This is a genomic window from Pseudomonas sp. LBUM1674, assembly GCF_059695635.1.
Genome location: NZ_CP166779.1, coordinates 2,919,890 through 2,940,782 on the forward strand (window position 1 = coordinate 2,919,890; position 20,893 = coordinate 2,940,782).

The 20,893-nt window shown below is 59.5% G+C and carries 16 protein-coding genes; 5 read left to right on the forward strand and 11 right to left on the reverse strand.

The window, feature by feature from the left end; translation table 11 throughout:
- Positions 1-166 precede the first annotated feature (166 nt).
- From ACA067_RS13645 to ACA067_RS13680, 8 genes are all read right to left on the reverse strand, one after another.
- Positions 167-1,639 carry a mannitol dehydrogenase family protein gene (locus ACA067_RS13645; protein ID WP_497462244.1) on the reverse strand — a complete coding sequence of 491 codons (1,473 nt, stop codon included), beginning with the start codon at positions 1,637-1,639 and terminating at the stop codon, positions 167-169.
- A 16-nt stretch (positions 1,640-1,655) separates the two neighbouring features.
- Entirely contained in the window at positions 1,656-2,759 is a 1,104-nt protein-coding gene (locus ACA067_RS13650) for an ABC transporter ATP-binding protein (protein ID WP_497462245.1), read from the reverse strand.
- A gap of 163 nt (positions 2,760-2,922) precedes the next feature.
- Positions 2,923-3,753, reverse strand: coding sequence for a carbohydrate ABC transporter permease (locus tag ACA067_RS13655; RefSeq protein WP_128873487.1), 831 nt, complete (start codon positions 3,751-3,753; stop codon positions 2,923-2,925).
- A 10-nt stretch (positions 3,754-3,763) separates the two neighbouring features.
- Positions 3,764-4,690 carry a carbohydrate ABC transporter permease gene (locus tag ACA067_RS13660; RefSeq protein ID WP_497462246.1) on the reverse strand — a complete coding sequence of 309 codons (927 nt, stop codon included), beginning with the start codon at positions 4,688-4,690 and terminating at the stop codon, positions 3,764-3,766.
- 224 nt (positions 4,691-4,914) lie between these two features.
- On the reverse strand, positions 4,915-6,225 hold the full coding sequence (locus tag ACA067_RS13665) for an ABC transporter substrate-binding protein (protein WP_497462247.1): 1,311 nt from the start codon (positions 6,223-6,225) through the stop codon (positions 4,915-4,917).
- A gap of 287 nt (positions 6,226-6,512) precedes the next feature.
- Complete coding sequence (locus ACA067_RS13670) at positions 6,513-7,418, reverse strand: helix-turn-helix domain-containing protein (protein ID WP_497462248.1); 906 nt, start codon at positions 7,416-7,418, stop codon at positions 6,513-6,515.
- 296 nt (positions 7,419-7,714) lie between these two features.
- Positions 7,715-9,010: a glycosyltransferase gene (locus ACA067_RS13675; RefSeq protein ID WP_497462249.1), complete on the reverse strand. Its 1,296-nt coding sequence runs from the start codon at positions 9,008-9,010 to the stop codon at positions 7,715-7,717.
- Positions 9,011-9,101: 91 nt separating this feature from the next.
- A complete protein-coding gene (locus ACA067_RS13680) occupies positions 9,102-9,467 on the reverse strand; it encodes a response regulator (RefSeq protein ID WP_497462250.1) in 366 nt (121 codons plus the stop codon).
- A gap of 259 nt (positions 9,468-9,726) precedes the next feature.
- Here ACA067_RS13680 and ACA067_RS13685 point away from each other — a divergent pair, with 259 nt between their 5' ends.
- From ACA067_RS13685 to ACA067_RS13705, 5 genes are all read left to right on the forward strand, one after another.
- The gene (locus tag ACA067_RS13685; protein WP_497462251.1) at positions 9,727-13,218 is read left to right on the forward strand and encodes a response regulator; all 3,492 of its coding nucleotides are present in this window, start codon (positions 9,727-9,729) and stop codon (positions 13,216-13,218) included.
- Positions 13,218-14,051: a CheR family methyltransferase gene (locus ACA067_RS13690; protein WP_497462252.1), complete on the forward strand. Its 834-nt coding sequence runs from the start codon at positions 13,218-13,220 to the stop codon at positions 14,049-14,051. The genes ACA067_RS13685 and ACA067_RS13690 overlap by 1 nt, the downstream gene beginning before the upstream one ends.
- Entirely contained in the window at positions 14,048-14,641 is a 594-nt protein-coding gene (locus ACA067_RS13695) for a chemotaxis protein CheB (protein ID WP_497462253.1), read from the forward strand. The genes ACA067_RS13690 and ACA067_RS13695 overlap by 4 nt, the downstream gene beginning before the upstream one ends.
- Positions 14,635-15,816 carry a hybrid sensor histidine kinase/response regulator gene (locus ACA067_RS13700; protein ID WP_497462254.1) on the forward strand — a complete coding sequence of 394 codons (1,182 nt, stop codon included), beginning with the start codon at positions 14,635-14,637 and terminating at the stop codon, positions 15,814-15,816. The genes ACA067_RS13695 and ACA067_RS13700 overlap by 7 nt, the downstream gene beginning before the upstream one ends.
- A 77-nt stretch (positions 15,817-15,893) precedes the next feature.
- Positions 15,894-16,271, forward strand: coding sequence for a response regulator (locus ACA067_RS13705; protein WP_497462255.1), 378 nt, complete (start codon positions 15,894-15,896; stop codon positions 16,269-16,271).
- Positions 16,272-16,469: 198 nt separating this feature from the next.
- Here the strand turns inward: ACA067_RS13705 and ACA067_RS13710 are convergent, their stop codons facing one another.
- From ACA067_RS13710 to ACA067_RS13720, 3 genes are all read right to left on the reverse strand, one after another.
- Positions 16,470-18,140 carry a response regulator gene (locus tag ACA067_RS13710; RefSeq protein WP_497462256.1) on the reverse strand — a complete coding sequence of 557 codons (1,671 nt, stop codon included), beginning with the start codon at positions 18,138-18,140 and terminating at the stop codon, positions 16,470-16,472.
- Positions 18,137-19,639: an ATPase domain-containing protein gene (locus ACA067_RS13715; RefSeq protein ID WP_497462257.1), complete on the reverse strand. Its 1,503-nt coding sequence runs from the start codon at positions 19,637-19,639 to the stop codon at positions 18,137-18,139. The genes ACA067_RS13710 and ACA067_RS13715 overlap by 4 nt, the downstream gene beginning before the upstream one ends.
- 194 nt (positions 19,640-19,833) lie before the next feature.
- The gene (locus ACA067_RS13720) at positions 19,834-20,889 is read right to left on the reverse strand and encodes a tetratricopeptide repeat protein (protein WP_497462258.1); all 1,056 of its coding nucleotides are present in this window, start codon (positions 20,887-20,889) and stop codon (positions 19,834-19,836) included.
- Positions 20,890-20,893 lie beyond the last annotated feature (4 nt).

Here is a 20,893-nt window from a genome sequence, read left to right on the forward strand (position 1 = left end):
TCAGGTCGATCTCTGTGCACATTCAACATTGATGTTGTTTGTCAGTCAGCCATCGCGGGCAAGCCCGCTCCCACAGGGATGTATGTTGTTCACAAATCTGTCTTTCACTCCGAACACTGTGGGAGCGGGCTTGCCCGCGATGGCGACAGAAATTTCACCGCAGGGCTTAAGCGAGTACTCGCTCGAGGGTCTTGGTTACCCCAACATCCCGCAAGCTGTTGCAGCACCATTCGAACGCCGCCACAAATTCGGGCGAATTGGGAATCTGCGTACCAAAGATCTCCTCGACCTCCAACAACCGCTGGGTAATCAACACATCATCGGCCACCAATGCCTGACAAAACGCCGCGCGCGGATCCGGAATCGAGTACGTATCGCCATGCTCATTCACCCCCTTCAAGTACAACGCCCAGGCTGCCACCACCAACGCCGCACGCTTCGTCTCGCGGCCATCGGCAATCAAGCGATTGATAGTCGGCACGGTGAACTTGGGAAACTTCGACGAACCGTCCGAGCACACGCGCTCCAGCTGATCGGCAATCGCCTGATTGGAGAAGCGTGCGACCAGGGTGCTCTTGTATTCGGTCAGGTCGATCCCCGGCACGGGTGACAGTTGAGGCGTCACGTCCAGATCCATATAAGCGCGCAGGTACCGGACAAACAGCGGGTCGTTCATGGTCTCGTGAACGAAGCGGTACCCCTTCAGGAATCCCAGATACGTCAGGGCCAGGTGGCTGCCGTTGAGCAGTTTGATCTTCATGTCTTCGTAAGGCGTGACGTCGTCGGTAAACTGCACGCCGACCTGTTCCCAGGCCGGACGCCCGTTGACGAACTTGTCTTCCAGCACCCATTGCGCAAACGGCTCACAGACCACCGGCCAGGCATCATCGACGGCATGCTTGTCGGCCAGTTGCAGGCGATGTTCAGTGCTGGTCATTGGCGTGATGCGGTCGACCATGGCGTTGGGAAAACTGACGTTGCTGTCGATCCAGTCGCGCAGTTCGGCATCGCGCAGGGCAGCAAAAGCCAGCAGCGCCTTGCGGGTGACCGCACCGTTGTGCGGCAGGTTATCGCAGGACATCAAAGTGAATGCAGGCGTGCCGGCGGCACGGCGTTTGACCAAGGCGGCGCAGAGAAAGCCGAACACGGTTTTCGGTGCGTCCGGATGGGCCAGGTCATGTTGGATCTGCGGCAAATGGGCCATGAATTCGCCGTTGCTGTCATCGATGCAGTAGCCGCCTTCGGTGATGGTCAGCGAGACAATGCGAATCTCGGGGCTCGCCAGTTTGTCGATCAGCGCCTGGGCGCCGTCTTCGGCCAGCAGCATGTCGCGGATAGCGCCGATCACCCGGACTTCGTTGTCGTCGGTGTCGCCCAGCTCAAGCAGGGTGAACAGGTAATCCTGCTCCTTCAGATCATCCCGGGCGCGACGGTCTTCGGCGCGCAGGCCGACGCCGCAAATGGCCCAGTCCAGGTCCTTGCCGGTGTTCATCAAGGCGTCGGTGTAATACGCCTGATGCGCGCGGTGGAAACCGCCGACGCCGATGTGCGCGATGCCCTGGCGAGTGTCGCTCAGGGTGTAGGCGGGCAGGACCACTTCGGGGGCGAGGTGATGCAGATTTTGTTTATTCAGTTTCATCACAGGTTCTCTGAATTCAGGCGGCAACGCGCAACGGGCGGGTCAGCGCCACGCCGTCGGCATCGAATAAATGGCAGTGTTCGGCATCCAGGTGCAGGCTCAGGGTTTCGCCATAGCGGCTGGCCAGGTCACCGCGTACACGCAGGGTCAGGGGCTCGCCGGACGTGGTCACGACGTGGCAGAAGGTGTCGCTGCCCAGGCGCTCGCTGACGTCGGCGGTGACCTGCAAGCTGCAGTCGCCGGGTTGCGCCAGCTCCAGGTGTTCCGGGCGGATGCCCAGGGTCACCGCACCGCCGACGCTCAGGGTGGCGCCGCTCAACGGCAAGGTGATGCGGGTGCCGGCGTCCAGCAGCACTTCGCAGCTCTGGCGCTCGACGCGGGTGACCTTGCCCTTGAGGAAACCCATCTTCGGCGTGCCGAGGAAGCCGGCGACAAACAGGTTGGCCGGTTGGTGATACAGCTCCAGCGGCGAGCCGACCTGTTCGACCTTGCCGCCATTGAGCACCACCACCTTGTCGGCCAGGGTCATGGCTTCGACCTGGTCGTGGGTCACGTAGATCATGGTCGCTTGCAGTTCCTTGTGCAGCCGCGACAGTTCCAGGCGCATCTGCACCCGCAGGGCGGCGTCGAGGTTGGACAGCGGTTCGTCGAACAGGAAGATTTTCGGGTTGCGCACGATCGCCCGGCCGATGGCCACGCGCTGGCGCTGGCCGCCGGAAAGTTGTTTGGGCTTGCGCTCGAGCATCGGCCCGAGCTCGAGGATGCGCGCGGCGTCGTTGACCTTTTTCTCGACGTCGGCTTTGGGGACGCCGGCCAGGTCGAGGGCAAACGACATGTTCTTGCGCACGCTCATGTGCGGGTACAGGGCGTAGGTCTGGAACACCATCGCCAGGTCGCGCTTGGCGGGGCTGACTTCGGTGATGTCGCGGCCATCGAGTTCGATGGTGCCGCCGCTGACTTCTTCCAGGCCGGCGATCAGTCGCAGCAGGGTGGACTTGCCGCAGCCCGAGGGGCCGACGAAGACCACGAATTCCTTGTCGCGCACTTCCAGGTCGATGCCCTTGATGATGGAAAAGCCTTCGAAGCCTTTTTGCAGGTTCTTGATTTTCAGGTTGGCCATGGTGATGGGCCTCCGTTTGTTTTTATTCAGGTTGAGCCGGGGCGGGCTTTTTTGTAGGAGCGAGCTTGCTCGCGAAAAATGTGCAGGCGGCGCGTTTATCCAGGCAGCACGCGTCATCGTTCACGCCCATCGCGAGCAAGCTCGCTCCCACAGGGGGTGATCTTCATTTCACGGCGCCAAACGACAGGCCGCGGACCAGTTGTTTCTGGCTGATCCAGCCGAAGATCAGGATCGGCGCGCAGGCCAGGGTCGAGACCGCCGACAACTTGGCCCAGAACAGGCCTTCGGGGCTGGAGTACGAGGCGATCAGCGCGGTCAGCGGTGCAGCCTGGGACGAGGTCAGGTTCAGCGACCAGAAGGCTTCGTTCCAGCACAGGATCAGCGACAGCAGCACAGTGGACGCCAGGCCGCCCTTGGCGATCGGCAGCAGCACCCGCACCATCTCCTGCCACAGCGTCGCGCCGTCCAGGCGCGCGGCTTCGAGGATGTCCTTGGGGATGTCCTTGAAGTAGGTGTAAATCATCCAGACCACGATCGGCAGGTTGATCAGGGTGTAGATCACGATCAGCGCGATGCGCGTATCCAGCAGGCCGAAACTCTTGGCCAGCAGGTAGATCGGCATCAGCACGCCCACCGGCGGCAGCATCTTGGTCGAGAGCATCCACAGCAGCGTGCCCTTGGTGCGCTGGGTTTCATAGAACGCCATCGAGTAGGCGGCCGGCACCGCGATCAGCAGGCACAGCGCCGTGGCACTGAACGAGATCACCACCGAGTTCCAGGCGAAGCTGAAGTAATCGCTGCGCTCGTTGATATGCAGGTAGTTCTCCAGGGTCGGGGTGAAGATGAACTGCGGCGGCGTGGCGAAGGCGTCGATTTCGCTCTTGAAACTGGTCAGCACCATCCAGAAGATCGGGAAGAAGATCAGGATCGCGATGGCCCAGGCCAGGGTGCCCAGCAGCAGGCTTTGCAGACGACGGGATTGTTGAAGGGTCATGGCAATGGCCTCAGGCTTTGTCGGTCAGGTTTTTGCCGATCATCCGCACCAGGACGATGGCCGCGATGTTGGCGATCAGCACCGCGATCAAGCCGCCGGCGGAGGCCATGCCGACGTCGAACTGCACCAGCGCCTGGTTGTAGATCAGGTAGGCGAGGTTGGTCGAGGCGTAACCGGGGCCGCCGTTGGTGGTGGTGAAGATTTCGGCGAACACCGAGAGCAGGAAGATGGTTTCGATCATCACCACCACCGCGATCGGGCGGGCCAGGTGCGGCAGGGTCAGGTGCCAGAAGATCGCGATGGGACCTGCGCCATCGAGGCGCGCGGCTTCCTTCTGCTCCTGGTCGAGGGACTGCATGGCGGTCATCAGGATCAGGATCGCAAAGGGCAGCCATTGCCAGGACACGATGATGATGATCGACAGCAGCGGGTAATGCGCCAGCCAGTCCACCGGCTGCGCGCCGAACAGTTTCCAGACGTAGGCGAGAATCCCCGACACCGGGTGGAAGATCAGGTTCTTCCAGATCAGCGCACCGACGGTGGGCATGATGAAAAACGGCGAGATCAGCAGCACCCGCACGATACCGCGCCCGAGAAACTCACTGGCCTCCAGCAAGGCACTGATCAACACGCCGAACACCACGCTGATCAGCAGCACGCTGCCCACCAGCAACAGAGTGTTGGTGGCGCCGGGCATGAACCCTGAATCGCTGAGGAAGTAGCTGAAGTTCTCCAGGCCGACGAACTGGTTTTCCCCGGGGTAGAGCAGGTTGTAGCGGATCAGCGAAAAGTAGACGGTCATGCCCAGCGGCACGATCATCCACAGCAGCAACAGCGCCACCGAGGGGCTGACCAGGAACCAGCCGGGGTTGGCCAACCGGCTTTTACGCAGTGGCTGGGGTAGGTCGATGTGAGCTTTGGCAGTTGAAATAGTCATGGCAATAGCACCGATAAAGAACAGACAAATGAAGATCAACTGTGGGAGCGAGCTTGCTCGCGAAAGCGGTATTTCAGTCGCTGAAAATGCATCGGATGTACCGGCTTCTTCGCGAGCAAGCCCGCTCCCACATTGAATTCGTTAAACCTGTGGGAGCGTGGCTTGCCCGCGATGGAGACAACCCGGCGTCCAGACAAACAGGACAGTTGCACCCACCGCCGTTACTATTTGGGATAACCGGCGCGCTTCATTTCACGTTCGGTGGTTGACTGGGCGGCAGTCAGGGCCTGGTCGACCGTGGTCTGGCCGATCAGCGCCGCCGAGAACAATTTGCCGACCTGGGTGCCCACGGCCTGGAATTCAGGAATGGTCACCAACTGAATGCCGATGTACGGCACCGGTTTGGCGCTCGGCTTGCTCGGGTCCGCCGCTTTCAGCGATTCCAGCGTCACCTTGGCGAACGGTGCGGCGCTCATATAAGCCTCGCTGTAGGTCGAGGCCCGGGTGCCTGGCGGCACGTTGGCGATGCCGTCTTTTTCCGCGACCAACGCCCCGTACTCCTTGGACGTGGCCCAGGCGCTGAAAGTTTTGGCGGCGTCCTTGGCCTTGGAGCTGGTCGGGATCGCCAGCGCCCAGGAATACATCCAGGCCGAACCTTTGTCGGTGGTTTCGTGCGGGGCGAAGGTAAAGCCGACATGTTCGCTGACCTTGCTCTGGGTCTTGTCGGTGACAAAGGAGCCGGCAACGCTGGCATCGACCCAGATCGCACACTTGCCGCTGTTGAACAGCGCCAGGTTTTCGTTGAAGCCGTTACTCGAAGCACCCGGCGGGCCGGATTTTTTCATGGTGTCGACGTAGAAATTCAGCGCATTCTTCCATTCCGGACCGGTGAATTCCGGCTTCCACTGCTCATCGAACCAGCGTGCACCATAAGCATTGGCGACCGTGCTGATGAGCGCCATGTTCTCGCCCCAGCCGGCCTTGCCGCGCAGGCAGATGCCGTACTGTTCCTTATCCTTGTTGGTGAGCTTGCTGGCGAATTCACCGATCTGGGACCAGGTCGGGCGTTCGGGCATGGTCAACCCGGCGTCCTTGAACAGGTCGGTGCGGTAATAGGTGATGGAACTTTCGGCGTAGAACGGCAGGGCATAAAGCGAGCCCTTGACCGAAAGGCCTTCGCGCACCGAAGGGAATATATCGTCGAGGGCGTAGCTGGCCGGCAAGTCCTTCATCGGCTCCAGCCAACCCTTGGCACCCCAGAGGGCAGCTTCGTACATGCCGATGGTCAGCACGTCGAACTGGCCACCCTGGGTAGCGATGTCGGTGGTCAGGCGCTGGCGCAGGACATTTTCTTCCAGCACCACCCAGTTGAGCTTGATGTCCGGATGCTCGGCCTCAAAGGTTTTCGAGAGCTTTTGCATGCGGATCATGTCGCTGTTGTTGACGGTGGCGATGGTCAGGGTCTGGGCGCCGAGGCTGACGTTGCTGAGGGTCATGCAGGTGAGGGCTAGCAGAGCTTTTGCAGAGGGTTGCATCGTGCACTCCTTTTCTGCACCCGGCGGGTTGCAGAAGGACAGTTATTGTTTTTGTGTCTTCCTGCGGAGGGAAGAATGTGCACTGATTACAGCCTTCAATCGATGGCGTGACAAATCATCCGTCGCACTTGAATTGATACTATTTTGCACTGGGGTTTGGAGGGAGAGCTGCGGGGAACGGCGTTGTTGCCGTCAGTCGCTATTGTTTGCGTACAGGTTTTCGGGCCACAGGATCAAAAGATCGTCCGAACGCGGCCCGAGCCTTCGGACGATCTTTTGATCTTTCTTTACCCCAGATTCTGTTCGGTCAAACGCTGCACCGCCAACTTGCGATAGTGCGACGGCGTCATTCCTTTTAGCTGCTGAAATCGCCGATTGAAATTGGAAATATTGTTGAAACCCGACTCGAAACACACATCCGTCACCGGTTTGTCACCGTCGGCCAATAGTTCGCAGGATTTGCTGATGCGCAGGCGATTGACGAATTCGATGAAGCAACGCCCGGTGGCTTGCTTGAACACCCGGCTGAAGTAGGTCGGCTTCATGCCCAGGTGCTCGGCCACTTCCTCCAGCGGCAGATCCCGGGCGTAGTGGGCGAAGATGTAATCCACTGCCAGGTTGGTGCGATCGATGTTGTGTTCGTCGGCCAACTGCGGCGTCGTCGCGCCGGAGAGCGTTCGGTAATCGTCGCAGGAGGCCAGCAGTTCCAGCAGAATGAAAAAGTGCCCGAGCCGGGTCACGCCCTTCGAATCGGCGATACGCTGCATCAGGCCCATCGCCTGGCGGATGGTACGTTTGCAGCGGAATTCGATGCCGTACTGCGCACGCTCCAGCAGCGGTGCCAGGGTCTTGAGCTCGGCAAACACCAGATGGCCGCTGTCGAACAACTCGTCGGTAAAATTGACCAGCATGTCGCGCTTGGGCACTACTTCGTCTTCGGCGACCTGACTGATCCAGTTGTGGGGCAGGTTGGGGCCGGTGAGGAACAGGGATTCGGGATAGAAGTTGCCGATGTAGTCGCCGATGAACACCTTGCCTGAGCTGGCGACGATCAGGTGCAGTTCGTATTCCTTGTGGAAATGCCATCGTACCAGCGGGCAGGGGAAGCCGTGCTGGCGATAGATGATGGACAACCCGTTGTGGTCGTCCATCAGTTCGTAGGAAGGGTCGGTAACTCTGGCAGTCCGGGTCATGTCAGTGCGCTTTGGTTGTTATCGCAATCCGATCATGCCTCGTTCCAGCCCGTGAATGCTACCCGGTGGTTCGTCGAGGCCTGCTACGTGCGATGCAAGGTCTTGCCGTAAACCGTTTTCAACAAATGACGCAGCCAGCACCAGCCTTCGTTGTGCGCTCGCCCGTTTCAGCTCCCCCACCGTTAACGTGGCGTCCGAAGGCGGTAGGATCCGCTGTCGGAGCTTGTCAATCAGTAAGGACACCCGATCATAGAGGGCCGCCCCGGCAATACCAAACGCGGAAACATGTACACAAATTAAGTGAACTGACGGTTTTTCGCTTCAATCCATTGCGACATGTATTGAGTGCTCTTGTGTTGATGATGGCGCAGCATGCTGCCGGTGAAGTTATCCCTTCTGATCGACGCCAACTGTTGTCGGCACTCGTTGATTCGGGCGATCAATGCAGGGCCGTGAATGTTCTGCTGGTAACGATTGGCCAATAGTTGCAAACCTTGCGCCTGTGCATTCAGCCATCGGGTCTTGTCTTTATAAAGTTGCACGGCGTTATCGGCGAACGCCTGGGCCGTCCGGGTCACCGCCCCTGGCCAGGGTTCCTCGCCGTGCATGGCTTCTGCGCCGATCGGCGTGGTGACATTCGGCGTACCGCAGAGCATTGCGTCAACGAGCTTGCCTTTGATGCCCGCCCCGAATCGCAACGGTGCCAGGCACACTCGCGCCGCCGACATGACGTGCAAGGCATCTTCTGCCCAGTTCATCACATGAAAGCCCTGAGCCGCATTGTGCAGCGCAGTGGCCTTGGGCGGGGTGTAGGCGCCGTAGATGTGCAGCTGAGCACCAGGCAGCTGTTCGCGGATCAGCGGCCACAGGGTGGTTTTCATCCAGAGCACCGCGTCCCAGTTCGGTGCATGGCGAAAGTTGCCGATGCTGAGAAAGTGCGCCCGATCCTCAAAAGCCGCTGGCGGCGCACTGGGCAGGTCGACCATCAACGGGCACCCGTGCAGCAATTTGCGCGGCACCTTGAATTGTTCGACCAACAACTCGATTTCCACTTCGGAAATCATCAGGTTCAAGTCACAACGATAAATCGCGGCGATCTCCCGTTTGGCCAGATCGGTCTCGGCCATGAACTCGAATTCCGCACGCAGTGCCGGGGCGAACAACTCGCTGAAATCATCGGCGTCGTCACTCGCCTTCAAGCGTTCCTTGAGGCGTTGATGACGGGCATCGCGCAGGCTTTGCAGGTCGGACGTCTCAAGCACGCGCAAGGCATCCGGGCAGTGTTTTTCGACACGCCAGCCGAATTGTTCTTCCATCATGAACCGATCGAACAGCACCATATCCGGGGCCAGTTGGCTGATGAAGGTGTCGAAACTGCTGTTGTTCAATTCGATCGGCACTTCGCGAATGCCCAGGGCCGTCAGGTCTGCCCGGTGTTCGCCAGTGCCGGCCGGACTGCTGAAGGTGATGTCCCAGCCTTGCTCCAGGAACGTCTCGAGAATTTGCATCATATGCCCGCCAGCCGCCGAAGAGCGGGGCTCGGGCCAGACGTAACCAATGACCAGAACGCTGGTTGCGCGGGGCTGACTCATGAATGGATATCCTTGAAACGGGGCAGGGGAGAATCGGGGGGGACGATTAAACCACAGGCGATGGCAAACCTGAGTCCTGCCTCAGCGCTGACTAGGCGTCGGCAAGCATCGCTTTGACCTTGTCTCGCAACTGATCGATCGAGAAGGGCTTGCCGATCACCTGCATCCCTTCAGGCACATCGATGCTTTCGGCATAACCACTGGCGAACAGGATCGGCAGCTCAGGGCGCAGCATCCGCGCCTGCGTGGCCAGTTCACGGCCATCCATCACGGGCAGACCGACGTCGGTCATCATCAGATCGATGTACTGATCTTCATCGTTGAGGAATTCCAATGCCTGTTCGCTGCCATCGGCGTCGAGCACCTTGAACTCAAGTTCCTCCAGCACATCGACGATCAGCATGCGAACGATGGCATCGTCTTCGACGACAAGGATGATGGACGCAGTGGAGGGCATAGTGGGGTTCTCGAAGATTGAAAGGGCGGTTGCCGGTCGATCGAAACTGCCGGGCTCTGACATGAGTAAGTGACGGATCCCGACAAGTTCCCGGCGCTGATAAAAAAGGATAGCTACACCAAGCCGGCAAGGATAACCGCTCCTTTGGGCTGGAGCAGCTGATTGTAGGATTTTGCTGGAAAACCTGTCAGAAAATTGGATCATCGTGGCGGTTTTGGGGCAAACTCCGTGGTTTTCAACAGATCGACAAGGCTTCCCCATGACCTCCGCGTCTTCGGTTGACGAGCAACGATTTCGTAAACTCCTGAGCCGCAACGTCAGCCTGCCGTTGGGTGTCGGCGTACTCAGTGCCGTGTTCTTCGTTTCGCTGATCGCTTATCTGCTGTCGGTGATCCAGTGGGTCGAGCACACCGACCGGGTGATCAATAACGCCAATGAGTCGATAAAACTGACCGTCGATCTGGAAACCGGGATGCGCGGCTTCCTGCTCACGGGCGACGAGCAATTCCTCGAACCCTACGAAACGGCGAAGCCACGAATCACGGTCGCCTTAAGGACCTTGCTCGAACTGACTGCGGATAACCCCGTGCAGACCGACCGCCTGCACCGGCTGCAGGCTTTGCAGGATGAATGGGCCGCTTACGCCACTACAATAATCGATTTGCAGCGCGCCCGCGGGGACTATCGCGGCGCGATCCAGGCCGGGCAGGGCAAACGCCTGACCGACGAGATCCGCAAACAATTCGAAGACGTGATCGACATGGAGCAGCAGTTGCGCACCGCGCGCAACGAGGAAGTACGGCGCACCACCGTCTGGAGCATCGGCCTTTATATGGTGTTCATCGCCGGTATCAGCGCATTGCTGGCCTACATCGGCCGCCGGGATCTGCTCAACCTTGCGCAAAGCTACAGTGCCAACCTCGCCGCGCAACAGGCCAGCGCCCGTCGCCTGGAACAGCAGGCCTGGCTGCGCAATGGCCAGACCGAACTGGCCGAACAAGTGCTGGGGCAGCTGTCACTCAGTGTGCTCGGGCGTAACATTCTGCAGTTCTGCGCGCAGTACCTCGGTACGGCCGTGGCCGCTATATATGTCCGTGAAGAACACGGCGGTCTCAAGCGCGTTGCGTCTTATGGTTTCTCCCGAGAACAGGAAGCGCTTGAGCAACAGATTCACAGTGGCGAAGGCATTGTCGGCCAGGTCGCGCAACAGGCTCGCTTGATCCGCCTCGACGACGTACCGAGGGACTACTTCAAGGTCAGCTCCGGCCTTGGCGAAGGCTTGCCCCATAGCGTGCTGGTGGTGCCGACCAGTGACGATGATCGGGTCAATGGTGTGATCGAGCTGGGTTTCCTGCGTCCGCTCAACGACCACGATGTCGAACTGCTGGAACTGATTGCCGGCAACATCGGCACGTCGATCGAAGCCGCTCGCTATCGTCAACGTCTGCAGGAAGTGCTGGCCGAAACCCAGCAGCTCAACGAAGAGCTGCAGGTTCAGCAGGAAGAACTCAAGACCGCCAACGAAGAGCTTGAAGAACAATCGCGGATTCTCAAGGAGTCCCAGGCACACCTGGAAACCCAGCAGGTCGAGCTTGAACAGACCAATGAACAACTCGCCGAGCAGGCGCAGATCCTGGCCGATCAGCGCGACGCCATGGACCGGAAAAACACTGAACTCAATCAGGCGCAGATCCAGCTCGAAGAACGCGCCGAAGAGCTGCAGCGCTCAAGTAAGTACAAGTCCGAATTCCTCGCCAACATGTCCCATGAGTTGCGCACGCCGCTCAACAGTTCGTTGATCCTGGCCAAGTTGCTGGCGGAAAACCCGCAGGAAAACCTCAGCGCCGAACAGGTCAAATTCGCCGAGTCGATCTACTCCGCCGGCAATGACTTGCTCAACCTGATCAACGACATTCTCGACATCTCCAAGGTCGAGGCCGGCAAGCTCGAGATGCGCCCGGAGAACACCAGCGTCGCGCGTCTGGTGGAGGGCTTGCGCGGGATGTTCCAGCCGCTGGCTGCAGACAAGAAACTGGACCTGCAGGTCGAATTGCAGCCGGGCGCGCCGATGATGATCTATACCGACCGCCAGCGCCTGGAGCAGGTCATCAAGAACCTGCTGTCCAACGCGGTGAAATTCACCGAAAAAGGCTCGGTCAGCCTGACAGTGGCCCACCAGCCTGGCGACGGTATCGCCTTTATCGTTCGCGACTCCGGGATCGGCATTGCCGCGGACCAGCAGGACAGTATTTTCGAAGCCTTCCGCCAGGCCGATGGCACTACCAACCGCCGCTACGGCGGCACCGGCCTGGGCTTGTCGATTTCCCGTGATCTGGCGGCGCTGCTTGGCGGTTCCATCAGCGTCATCAGCGAGCCAGGGCAGGGCAGTGTGTTCACCCTGGTCTTGCCCCGGCAATACGTCGAACCAGGCGAAGCGCCGGTGGAGCCGATGAAGGCCTCGCCGGTTGCCATGACCCCCAGAGTCACACCCGCACCGCCGGTGCCGCTGATTGCCGCCGTCGATATCCCGCGTTTCGATGACGATCGCTCAAAGGCGCCATTCGCCACACGTTGTATCCTGGTGGTGGAGGATGAACCGAACTTTGCGCACATCCTCTACGACCTGGCCCATGAACTGGGTTATCAGTGCCTGGTGGCCCATGGGGCCGACGAAGGCTACGACCTGGCCAGGGAGTTCATCCCGGACGCCATCCTGTTGGACATGCGCCTGCCGGATCATTCCGGATTGACCGTATTGCAACGCCTGAAGGAACACGCCGAAACCCGGCACATTCCGGTGCATGTCATTTCTGTGGAAGACCGCGTCGAAGCCGCCATGCACATGGGCGCCATCGGCTATGCGGTCAAGCCGACCACCCGCGAAGAACTCAAGGACGTGTTTGCCCGCCTCGAAGCCAAGCTGACCCAGAAGGTCAAGCGTGTCCTGCTGGTTGAAGACGACGATGTGCAACGCGACAGCATTGCCCGGCTGATCGGCGACGATGACATCGAGATCACGGCCGTCGGCCTGGCGCAGGAGGCGCTGGACCTGCTGCGCACGACGATGTTCGACTGCATGATCATCGACCTGAAGCTGCCGGACATGCTCGGCAACGACCTGCTCAAGCGCATGTCCACCGAGGATATCTGCTCCTTCCCGCCGGTGATCGTCTACACCGGGCGCAACCTGACCCGGGACGAGGAAGCCGAACTGCGCAAGTATTCGCGTTCGATCATCATCAAGGGCGCGCGCTCGCCCGAGCGTCTGCTGGATGAGGTCACACTCTTTTTGCACAAAGTAGAATCCGGGTTGTCCCATGAACGGCAGAGGATGCTCAAGACCGCGCGCAGCCGCGACAAGGTCTTCGAGGGCCGCAAGGTACTGCTGGTGGACGACGATGTACGCAACATCTTCGCCCTGACCAGTGCGCTGGAGCACAAGGGGGCGGTCGTGGTCATTGGCCGCAACGGCCGTGAGGCGATTGAACGCTTGAATGAAATCGAGGACATCGATCTGGTGTTAATGGATGTGATGATGCCGGAGATGGATGGCTTCGAAGCCACCAGCCTGATCCGCAAGGACCCGCGCTGGCGCAAGCTGCCGATCATTGCGGTGACGGCCAAGGCCATGAAGGACGATCAGGAGCGCTGCCTGCAGGCCGGCTCCAATGATTACCTGGCCAAGCCCATTGACCTGGATCGTCTGTTCTCGCTGATTCGCGTGTGGTTACCGAAGATGGAACGCATTTAGTGGAACGCATTTATCCAGGGGAGCGAAATAGCGAAATCGAATTGCGCTTGCTGATCGAGGCGATTTACCTCAAATACAGCTACGACTTTCGCGATTACTCCGGCGCGTCAATCAAGCGTCGCGTCCATCACGCGTTGAGCCAGTTCGAGTGCGCCACCATTTCGGCGTTGCAAGAGAAGGTGCTCCACGATCCGACGGCGTTCATGCAATTGCTGCAATTGCTGACGATTCCGGTCAGTGAAATGTTCCGTGACCCCTCGCATTTCCTGGCCATCCGCCAGGAAGTGGTGCCTTTGCTCAGAACCTATCCCTCGATCAAGATCTGGATCGCCGGTTGCAGCACCGGCGAAGAAGTCTATTCGATGGCGATTCTGCTGCGCGAAGAGGGCTTGCTCGATCGCACCATCATCTACGCCACCGACATCAACCCGCGTTCGCTGGACAAAGCCAGGCAAGGGATTTTCTCCATGGAGAATGTCCGCGCCTACACTCATAACTACCAGCAGGCAGGTGGCCAGCGTTCCTTCGCCGACTACTACACGGCGGCCTATGGCTACGCCATTTTCGACAAGACGCTGTGTGACAACGTGACCTTCGCCGACCACAGCCTGGCGACCGACAGTGTATTTTCAGAAACTCAATTAATTTCATGTCGTAATGTTTTGATTTATTTCAATAAAAAACTTCAGGATCGCGCTTTCGGTTTGTTCCACGACTCCCTTTGCCATCGAGGATTTCTGGTGCTGGGCAGCAAGGAAACCCCGGATTTCTCGGCTTATGGCAACCAGTTCGAACCCTTGATCAGACAAGAACGGATCTACCGCAAATCATGAACAGTGCAAAGGAATTGCCGTGTATAGAAGCTATTGTGATCGGCGCCTCGGCGGGCGGCGTGGAGGCGTTGCTCACGCTCCTCGGCCCGCTGCGCAAAGGCTTCGTCCTGCCGATCATTGTGGTGCTGCACCTGCCTGAAGCAGGTCGCAGCCAGCTCGCCGAAGTCTTCGCGCGAAGAGTGTCGCTGCCGGTGCTGGAAGCCCGCGACAAGACGCGGGTCGAAGCCGGGACCCTGTATTTCGCCGGGCCTGGGTATCACTTGTCGGTAGAGCAGGACCGCAGCTTTTCCTTGAGCCTGGAAGACCGCGTGCATTATTCGCGTCCCGCCATTGATTACCTGTTCGAGTCGGCAGCCGATGCCTATGGCCCGGCGCTGGCCGCGGTGTTGCTGACCGGCGCCAACCGCGACGGCGCGCGCGGGCTGGCGCAGGTCAAGCAGCGTGGTGGCCTGACCATCGTGCAGGATCCTCAGGAAGCCCAGGTCGCGACCATGCCCTTGGCTGCGCTGGATATCCTCACGCCAGACCACATCCTCCCCCTACGCGGCATCGGCCGTCTGCTTGACGAGCTGGAACGAATAGCATGCTAAGTAACATCCAAGCCAAACTGCTGATCGTCGACGATTTGCCAGAAAACCTGCTGGCGCTCGAAGCGTTGATCAAGCGTGAAGACCGTATCGTCTACAAAGCCTTGTCCGCTGACGAAGCCTTGTCCCTGCTGCTGCAACACGAATTCGCCATGGCCATTCTCGACGTGCAGATGCCCGGCATGAACGGTTTCGAACTGGCCGAACTGATGCGTGGCACGGAAAAGACCCGAAACATTCCGATCGTGTTTGTCAGCGCTGCCGGCCGTGAACTGAATTACGCATTCAAGGGCTATGAAAGCGGTGCGGTGGACTTCCTCTACAAGCCGCTGGATATCCACGCGGTCAAGAGCAAGGTCAACGTGTTCGTCGATCTGTTCCGCCAGAGCAAGGCGATGAAACAACAGGTCGAAGCGCTGGAGCAAAGCCGGCGCGAACAGGAAGCCCTGCTCAAACAGTTGCAGAGCACCCAGCTCGAACTGGAACAGGCGGTGCGCATGCGCGATGATTTCATGTCGATCGTCGCTCACGAAGTCCGCACGCCGCTCAATGGCCTGATTCTCGAAACCCAGCTGCGCAAGCTGCACCTGGCCCGGGATAACGCCGCGGCGTTCACCCTGGAAAAGATGCACGCGATGGTCGATCGCGACGAACGGCAGATCAATAGCCTGATCCGACTGATCGAAGACATGCTCGATGTGTCACGAATTCGCACCGGCAAGCTGTCGATCCGGCCGACGCGCTTCGACTTGTCGGCGCTAGTCAGTGATTTGTTACAGAACTTTGCCCCGCAGATCGAAGCCGCCGAGTCATCGGTCATTCTGCAGGCCGGGCAACCGGTGGTGGGCCACTGGGACGAGTTTCGCATTGAACAGGTCATTTCCAATTTGTTGACCAACGCTTTACGTTACGGCGCCAAGAGTCCGATCACCGTGAAGGTGTACAGTGAGAGCGGCCAGGCGCTGGTGGAGGTGCAGGATCGGGGAATCGGTATTGGTGAAGAAAACCAGAAGCGCATTTTCCAGCAGTTCGAGCGGGTTTGTGCTAAACACGCTGTCGCCGGGTTGGGCCTGGGGTTGTTTATTTCAGAACAGATTGTGACCGCCCATGGCGGTTCCATTACCGTCGAGAGCCGGATTGGCGAAGGCGCCTTGTTTCGCGTTTGTCTGCCGCTGTAGGAAAACAGCCAGGTAAACGCAACCTCTGATCGACCCCACGGTCGTATCAGCAGCTATTGATCGAACAAAGGCTTCCCATGAGTGAAGATGCACAAGACGTCGTACTGATCGTCGAAGATGACCCCTCGATATTGATGGTGCTATCGGCCTATCTGTCGGGTGAGGGCTACCGGGTATTGCGGGCCGAAAACGGCGAGCAGGCCTTCGAAATCCTGGCGAGCAAGCCGCATCTGGACATGATGATCACGGACTTCCGCCTGCCTGGCGGGATCTCGGGCGTACAGATCGCCGAACCCGCCGTGAAACTGCGACCGGAGCTGAAGGTGATTTTCATCAGCGGCTATCCGCAGGAAATCCGCGAAACCGACAGCCCGATCACGCGTAAGGCGCCGATCCTGGCCAAGCCGTTCGACCTGGATTTGTTGCAGGAGCTGATGCAGCAGATGCTTTCCTGAGACCCCGCGGTCCAACGGTCGCATGGATAGCACGGATCGCATGGATCCCATGTAGGAGCTGCCGCAGGCTGCGATCTTTTGATCTTAAAAAAGCAAGATCAAAAGATCGCAGCCTGCGGCAGCTCCTACAAAAGCCCATCGGCCCATCGGTCATCGGCACGGCCCATCGGCGTATGGCACATCGGCATTATCGGCTATTCAAATCCGGATCATCTCCCGCACCTTCGCCGTCAACAAGTCAAAGGTGAACGGCTTGGTGATCATCTGCATGCCCGGGTCCAGGAAGCCGCCGCGCACCGCGGCGTGTTCGGCGTAGCCGGTGATGAACAGCACCTTGAGTTCAGGCCGGTATTGCCGGCCGATTTCTGCCAGCTGCCGGCCATTCATACCGGGCAAGCCGACATCGCTGATCATCAGATCGATACGTTGCGCCGAATCCAGTATCGGTACCGCACTGTCGGCATCACTGGCCTCGACAAAGGCATAACCCAGGTCGCTCAACACGGTACTGACCAACACTCGCACCGCGGGGTCATCTTCGACGATCAACACCGTTTCGCCGTGTTGCGCGAACGGGGCGTGCTGGACGACCAGTGGATTTTCCCGGGGCAGATCACCACCGAACCGCGGCAGGAACAAACTCACTGTGGTACCAATGCCCACTTCGCTCTGAATGGCGACGTGGCCGCGCGATTGTTTGCTGAAACCATAAATCATCGACAACCCGAGGCCTGTGCCCTGGCCGATCGGCTTGGTGGTAAAGAACGGGTCGAAGGCCCGGTTGATGGTGCTTTGCGGCATGCCACACCCGGTGTCCGTGACGCTCAGCATCACATAGTCGCCCGGGTCGAGGTTGCTGTGGGCCTGGGTGAAGCCGGGGGCCAGATGCCGATTGCTGGTTTTCACGACCAGTTGGCCACCACTGGGCATGGCATCCCGTGCATTGATCACCAGGTTGAGCAGGGCGCTTTCCAGTTGATTGGGGTCGGCCTCGGCCACCCACAGCTGCTCGTTCAGCTGCATGTCCAGATGAATGCTTTCGTTGATACTGCGCTGCAGCAACTCACCCATGGAAACCACCAGGGTGTTCATCTGCACGGGTTTTGAATCCAGCGACTGGCGCCGGGAGAAGGCCAGCAAGCGGTGGGTCAGGCCGGCCGCGCGGTTGGCTGAGGTCACCCCCAGATCGATCAGACTGTCCAGGTCTTCGGTACGGCCACGGGCCAGGCGCCGGCGCAACAACTCCAGACTGCCGATGATGCCGGTCAGCATGTTGTTGAAGTCATGGGCGATGCCGCCGGTGAGTTGGCCGACCGCTTCCATTTTCTGTGACTGGCGCAAGGCTTCTTCGTTGTGTCGCAGCTGTGCGGTGCGTTCCTCGACCTGCTGCTCGAGGGTTTCCAGGGTGTTCTGCAACCGCAGCTCGCTTTGACTCAGATCGACCAGTCGATCCCTGGCTTCGTACTGTCGTCGTCGCCCGCGCAACGCGGTGGTCACCAGGCTGATCAGGGTCACGGGATGGAAAGGGCGCTCAAGAAAGGTGACATTGCCCAGTTGCGGGCCGAATCGCGATGCGGGGTTCTGTTCCGGGCCGCCATGATGGGTCAGCAGGACAATCGGCAAATCCGACCAGGCCGGCTGTTGCTCGATCAGGCCGAACAGCGGTTCAAGATCACTGCCCAGCAACGCCTCGGAAGAGATCAGCAACAAGCCTGCACCTCGCGCCAACTCGCTGCAAAGGCCCACCAGATCGCGAGTGATGACGCCGTCATAACCCGCCTCATTGAGCATCATCAGTGCAATCTGGCTGTCACGTCCCAGCGGCGCGAGAATGATCGCGCGCTCGGACATTGCTTCCAGGACCGTCACGGACTCTCTTCCCCGAGCAACGGATTGCTCGCGCCCATATAAGTGGGTACACCGCGCAATACGCCCTGGAACGCGTCCAGCGGTTCGCCGATCGTCATGCCCTGGCCGCTGATGCGGTATTCACGAATGGTCGATTCATGGCTGCCGGTGCGTTTCTTGATGATCGAAATCGCTCGGCGAACCTTGCCCAGTGCTTCGAAGTAACGCAACAGGATCACCGTATCGGCCAGATAGGTAATGTCCACGGGGGCCTGCATGTCACCGACCAGTCCGTGCTGGGCGACGGTCATGAAGGTCGCGGCGCCCCGGCGATTGAGGTACAGCAGCAACTCGTGCATGTGCAGCACCAGGGCGTTTTCTTCAGGCATCGCAGCCTGATAGCCATTGATGCTGTCGATCACCACGGTCTTGATATCACGCTGGTCGACGCAACGACGGACCCGGTGGGAAAATTCGCCGGGGGACAATTCGGCTGCATCCACTTGTTCGATCAGCAGGTTGCCGGTGTCTTGCAGGGCTTTCAAATCGATGCCCATGTTTTTCATGCGTTCGAACAGCAGCCCCAGTTCTTCGTCAAAAATGAACAACGCGGCTTTCTCGCCCCGGGCCACGGCCGCCGCGGCGAAGATCATCGATATCAGCGATTTGCCTGTACCGGCCGGGCCGAGGATCAAGGTGCTGGACCCGGTCTCGATGCCGCCGCCGAGCAGGGCATCCATTTCCTTGATACCGCTGGTCAACTGCTGACGGGTGTACACGCCGCGATGTTCGGCGGCCACCAGCCGCGGGAACACGTGGACGCCATCGCCCATGATGGTGAAGTCGTGGAAGCCGCCACGGTACTTCTGACCGCGATACTTCACCACGCGGATCCGCCGGCGCTCGGCGCCATAGTTGGGGGTCAGTTCTTCAAGGCGAATCACGCCGTGGGCGACACTGTGCACGGTCTTGTCGAGGGATTCGGTGGTCAGGTCGTCCAGCAACACCACCGTGGCGTCATAACGCACGAAGTAGTGTTTGATCGCGAGGATCTGGCGCCGATAGCGCAGGGAGCTTTGGGCCAGCAGACGGATCTCGGAAAGGCTGTCGAGTACCACGCGAGTCGGCTTGACCCGCTGGACCACTTCGAAGATTTGCTTGGTGGCTTCACCCAGTTCGAGGTCCGAGGAGTACAGCAGGCTCTGCTGATGCTCGGCATTGAGCAGGCTTTCCGGTGGTGTCAGCTCGAAGATGTGGATGTTTTCATCCAGCTCCCAGCCATGGGAAAATGCACCCTGGCGCAGTTCGCGCTCGGTTTCCGACAAGGTGATGTACAACGAGCGCTCGCCGGCTCGCGCGCCGGCCAACAGAAAATGCAAGGCGACGGTAGTTTTACCTGTGCCGGGTTCACCTTCCAGCAAAAACACATGACCACGGGACAATCCACCGGCCAGGATGTCATCCAGACCTTCGATGCCGGTGGCGGCTTTTGCACTGAACAACTCGTTAGACGTAGACAAAAAATGCCCTCTCAAGATCAGGGGAAACGAGGCAGCAGGCCTGAAGTGCCTGAATGGACTGCCTGATCACTTGACCTTTGGCCGCGATGAGCGTTCAACACTTTTTGCTGGGCGTGGACACGGGACGCGTGTACGACCCCGATGCCCTGTAGGAGCTGTCGAGCGAAGCGAGGCTGCGATCTTTTGATCTTTTTTTAAAGCCCCTGCTGCAACGCAGGGTCATCTGGATTGAGCTGTTCCAGCTGCGCCAACAGAATCTGCACGTTCTGCAGTTGTCCGCTTTCCTTCCAGTAATTGATCAACAACACCCGGGCCCTGCGATCGGCCGGGTGGCGCTGGACGATTTCCTGCAGCTGCTTCTGCGCCGCCTCCAGCTCCAGTTCGCCGTGCAGCGTTGTCGCCAGGTCGTAGCGGTAATCCTTGTTGTCCGGCTCCAGTTCCACCGCCTTGGACAGGCCGAGCAGGGCGAATTCACTTTGACCGTGATGCAGCAGCCAGAGCCCCAGGGCATGTTGCAGGTAGGCCGAATCGGGTTGAGCTTTCAACTGTTTGGCCAATAACAGTCGGGCGGCTTCGCTCTGGCCTTGTTTGTCCAGCACTTCAATTTGCATCACCAGCGCGGGCAGGTTGCCAGGGGCAAGACGCAAGGTGTTCTCCAGCGCCTGTTGCGCTTGTTTCAATTGGGCATTGTGCAGATGCAGCCGCGCCAGTTGGTATTGGTTGTCGGCGCTTTCCGGCTGACTGTTCAGGTCCTGTTCCCAGGCGTCGATCGCTTGCTCCAGCGGCCCGAAATACAAACCGAGGTCATCTGGCGAAAGCCCCAGCAAGGCGTTCACGGTGGCATAGCGCACGCTCGGTTCGCTGTCATCGAGCAGCGGGCCCAGCAGCAGACTGCGCTGGCCGCTCGGCACCAGGCCGCTGATGCTTTTGATCGCCGCAACGCGCACGTCTGGCGATTCATGCTGCAAGTCCGCAGTCGCCAGTTTCAGCGCTACGGAGCTGGGGTAGTTGGGCAGTTCGGCATGCAGCCAGATGCGTCGTTTCGGTGAAATGTCCGGGCGTGCCAATTGCTGGTAAAGCACCCGCGCCGCACCCGGTTGCCCCGCGCGCGCCTGGTTGAGTGCTTCGCTGTAGCCGCGCTTGATCGCTGTCGGCACCTCGGGAGTGGTGCTGCGCACGAAAAACCAGGCAAGGGCGATGGCAAACAGGGCGCAGAGGCTGATGATCAGGTAGCGGCGGGACTGGGGCATGCAG

Excerpts from the sequence above, each read along its gene's own strand:
- ACA067_RS13705 (WP_497462255.1), top strand. The coding sequence starts at position 15,894 with ATGAGTGAAGATGCACAAGACGTCGTACTGATCGTCGAAGATGACCCC.
- ACA067_RS13680 (WP_497462250.1), bottom strand. The coding sequence starts at position 9,467 with ATGCCCTCCACTGCGTCCATCATCCTTGTCGTCGAAGACGATGCCATC.
- ACA067_RS13655 (WP_128873487.1), bottom strand. The coding sequence starts at position 3,753 with ATGACCCTTCAACAATCCCGTCGTCTGCAAAGCCTGCTGCTGGGCACC.
- ACA067_RS13675 (WP_497462249.1), bottom strand. The coding sequence starts at position 9,010 with ATGAGTCAGCCCCGCGCAACCAGCGTTCTGGTCATTGGTTACGTCTGG.
- ACA067_RS13645 (WP_497462244.1), bottom strand. The coding sequence starts at position 1,639 with ATGAAACTGAATAAACAAAATCTGCATCACCTCGCCCCCGAAGTGGTC.
- ACA067_RS13670 (WP_497462248.1), bottom strand. The coding sequence starts at position 7,418 with ATGACCCGGACTGCCAGAGTTACCGACCCTTCCTACGAACTGATGGAC.
- ACA067_RS13700 (WP_497462254.1), top strand. The coding sequence starts at position 14,635 with ATGCTAAGTAACATCCAAGCCAAACTGCTGATCGTCGACGATTTGCCA.
- ACA067_RS13650 (WP_497462245.1), bottom strand. The coding sequence starts at position 2,759 with ATGGCCAACCTGAAAATCAAGAACCTGCAAAAAGGCTTCGAAGGCTTT.
- ACA067_RS13685 (WP_497462251.1), top strand. The coding sequence starts at position 9,727 with ATGACCTCCGCGTCTTCGGTTGACGAGCAACGATTTCGTAAACTCCTG.
- ACA067_RS13665 (WP_497462247.1), bottom strand. The coding sequence starts at position 6,225 with ATGCAACCCTCTGCAAAAGCTCTGCTAGCCCTCACCTGCATGACCCTC.
- ACA067_RS13660 (WP_497462246.1), bottom strand. The coding sequence starts at position 4,690 with ATGACTATTTCAACTGCCAAAGCTCACATCGACCTACCCCAGCCACTG.
- ACA067_RS13695 (WP_497462253.1), top strand. The coding sequence starts at position 14,048 with ATGAACAGTGCAAAGGAATTGCCGTGTATAGAAGCTATTGTGATCGGC.
- ACA067_RS13720 (WP_497462258.1), bottom strand. The coding sequence starts at position 20,889 with ATGCCCCAGTCCCGCCGCTACCTGATCATCAGCCTCTGCGCCCTGTTT.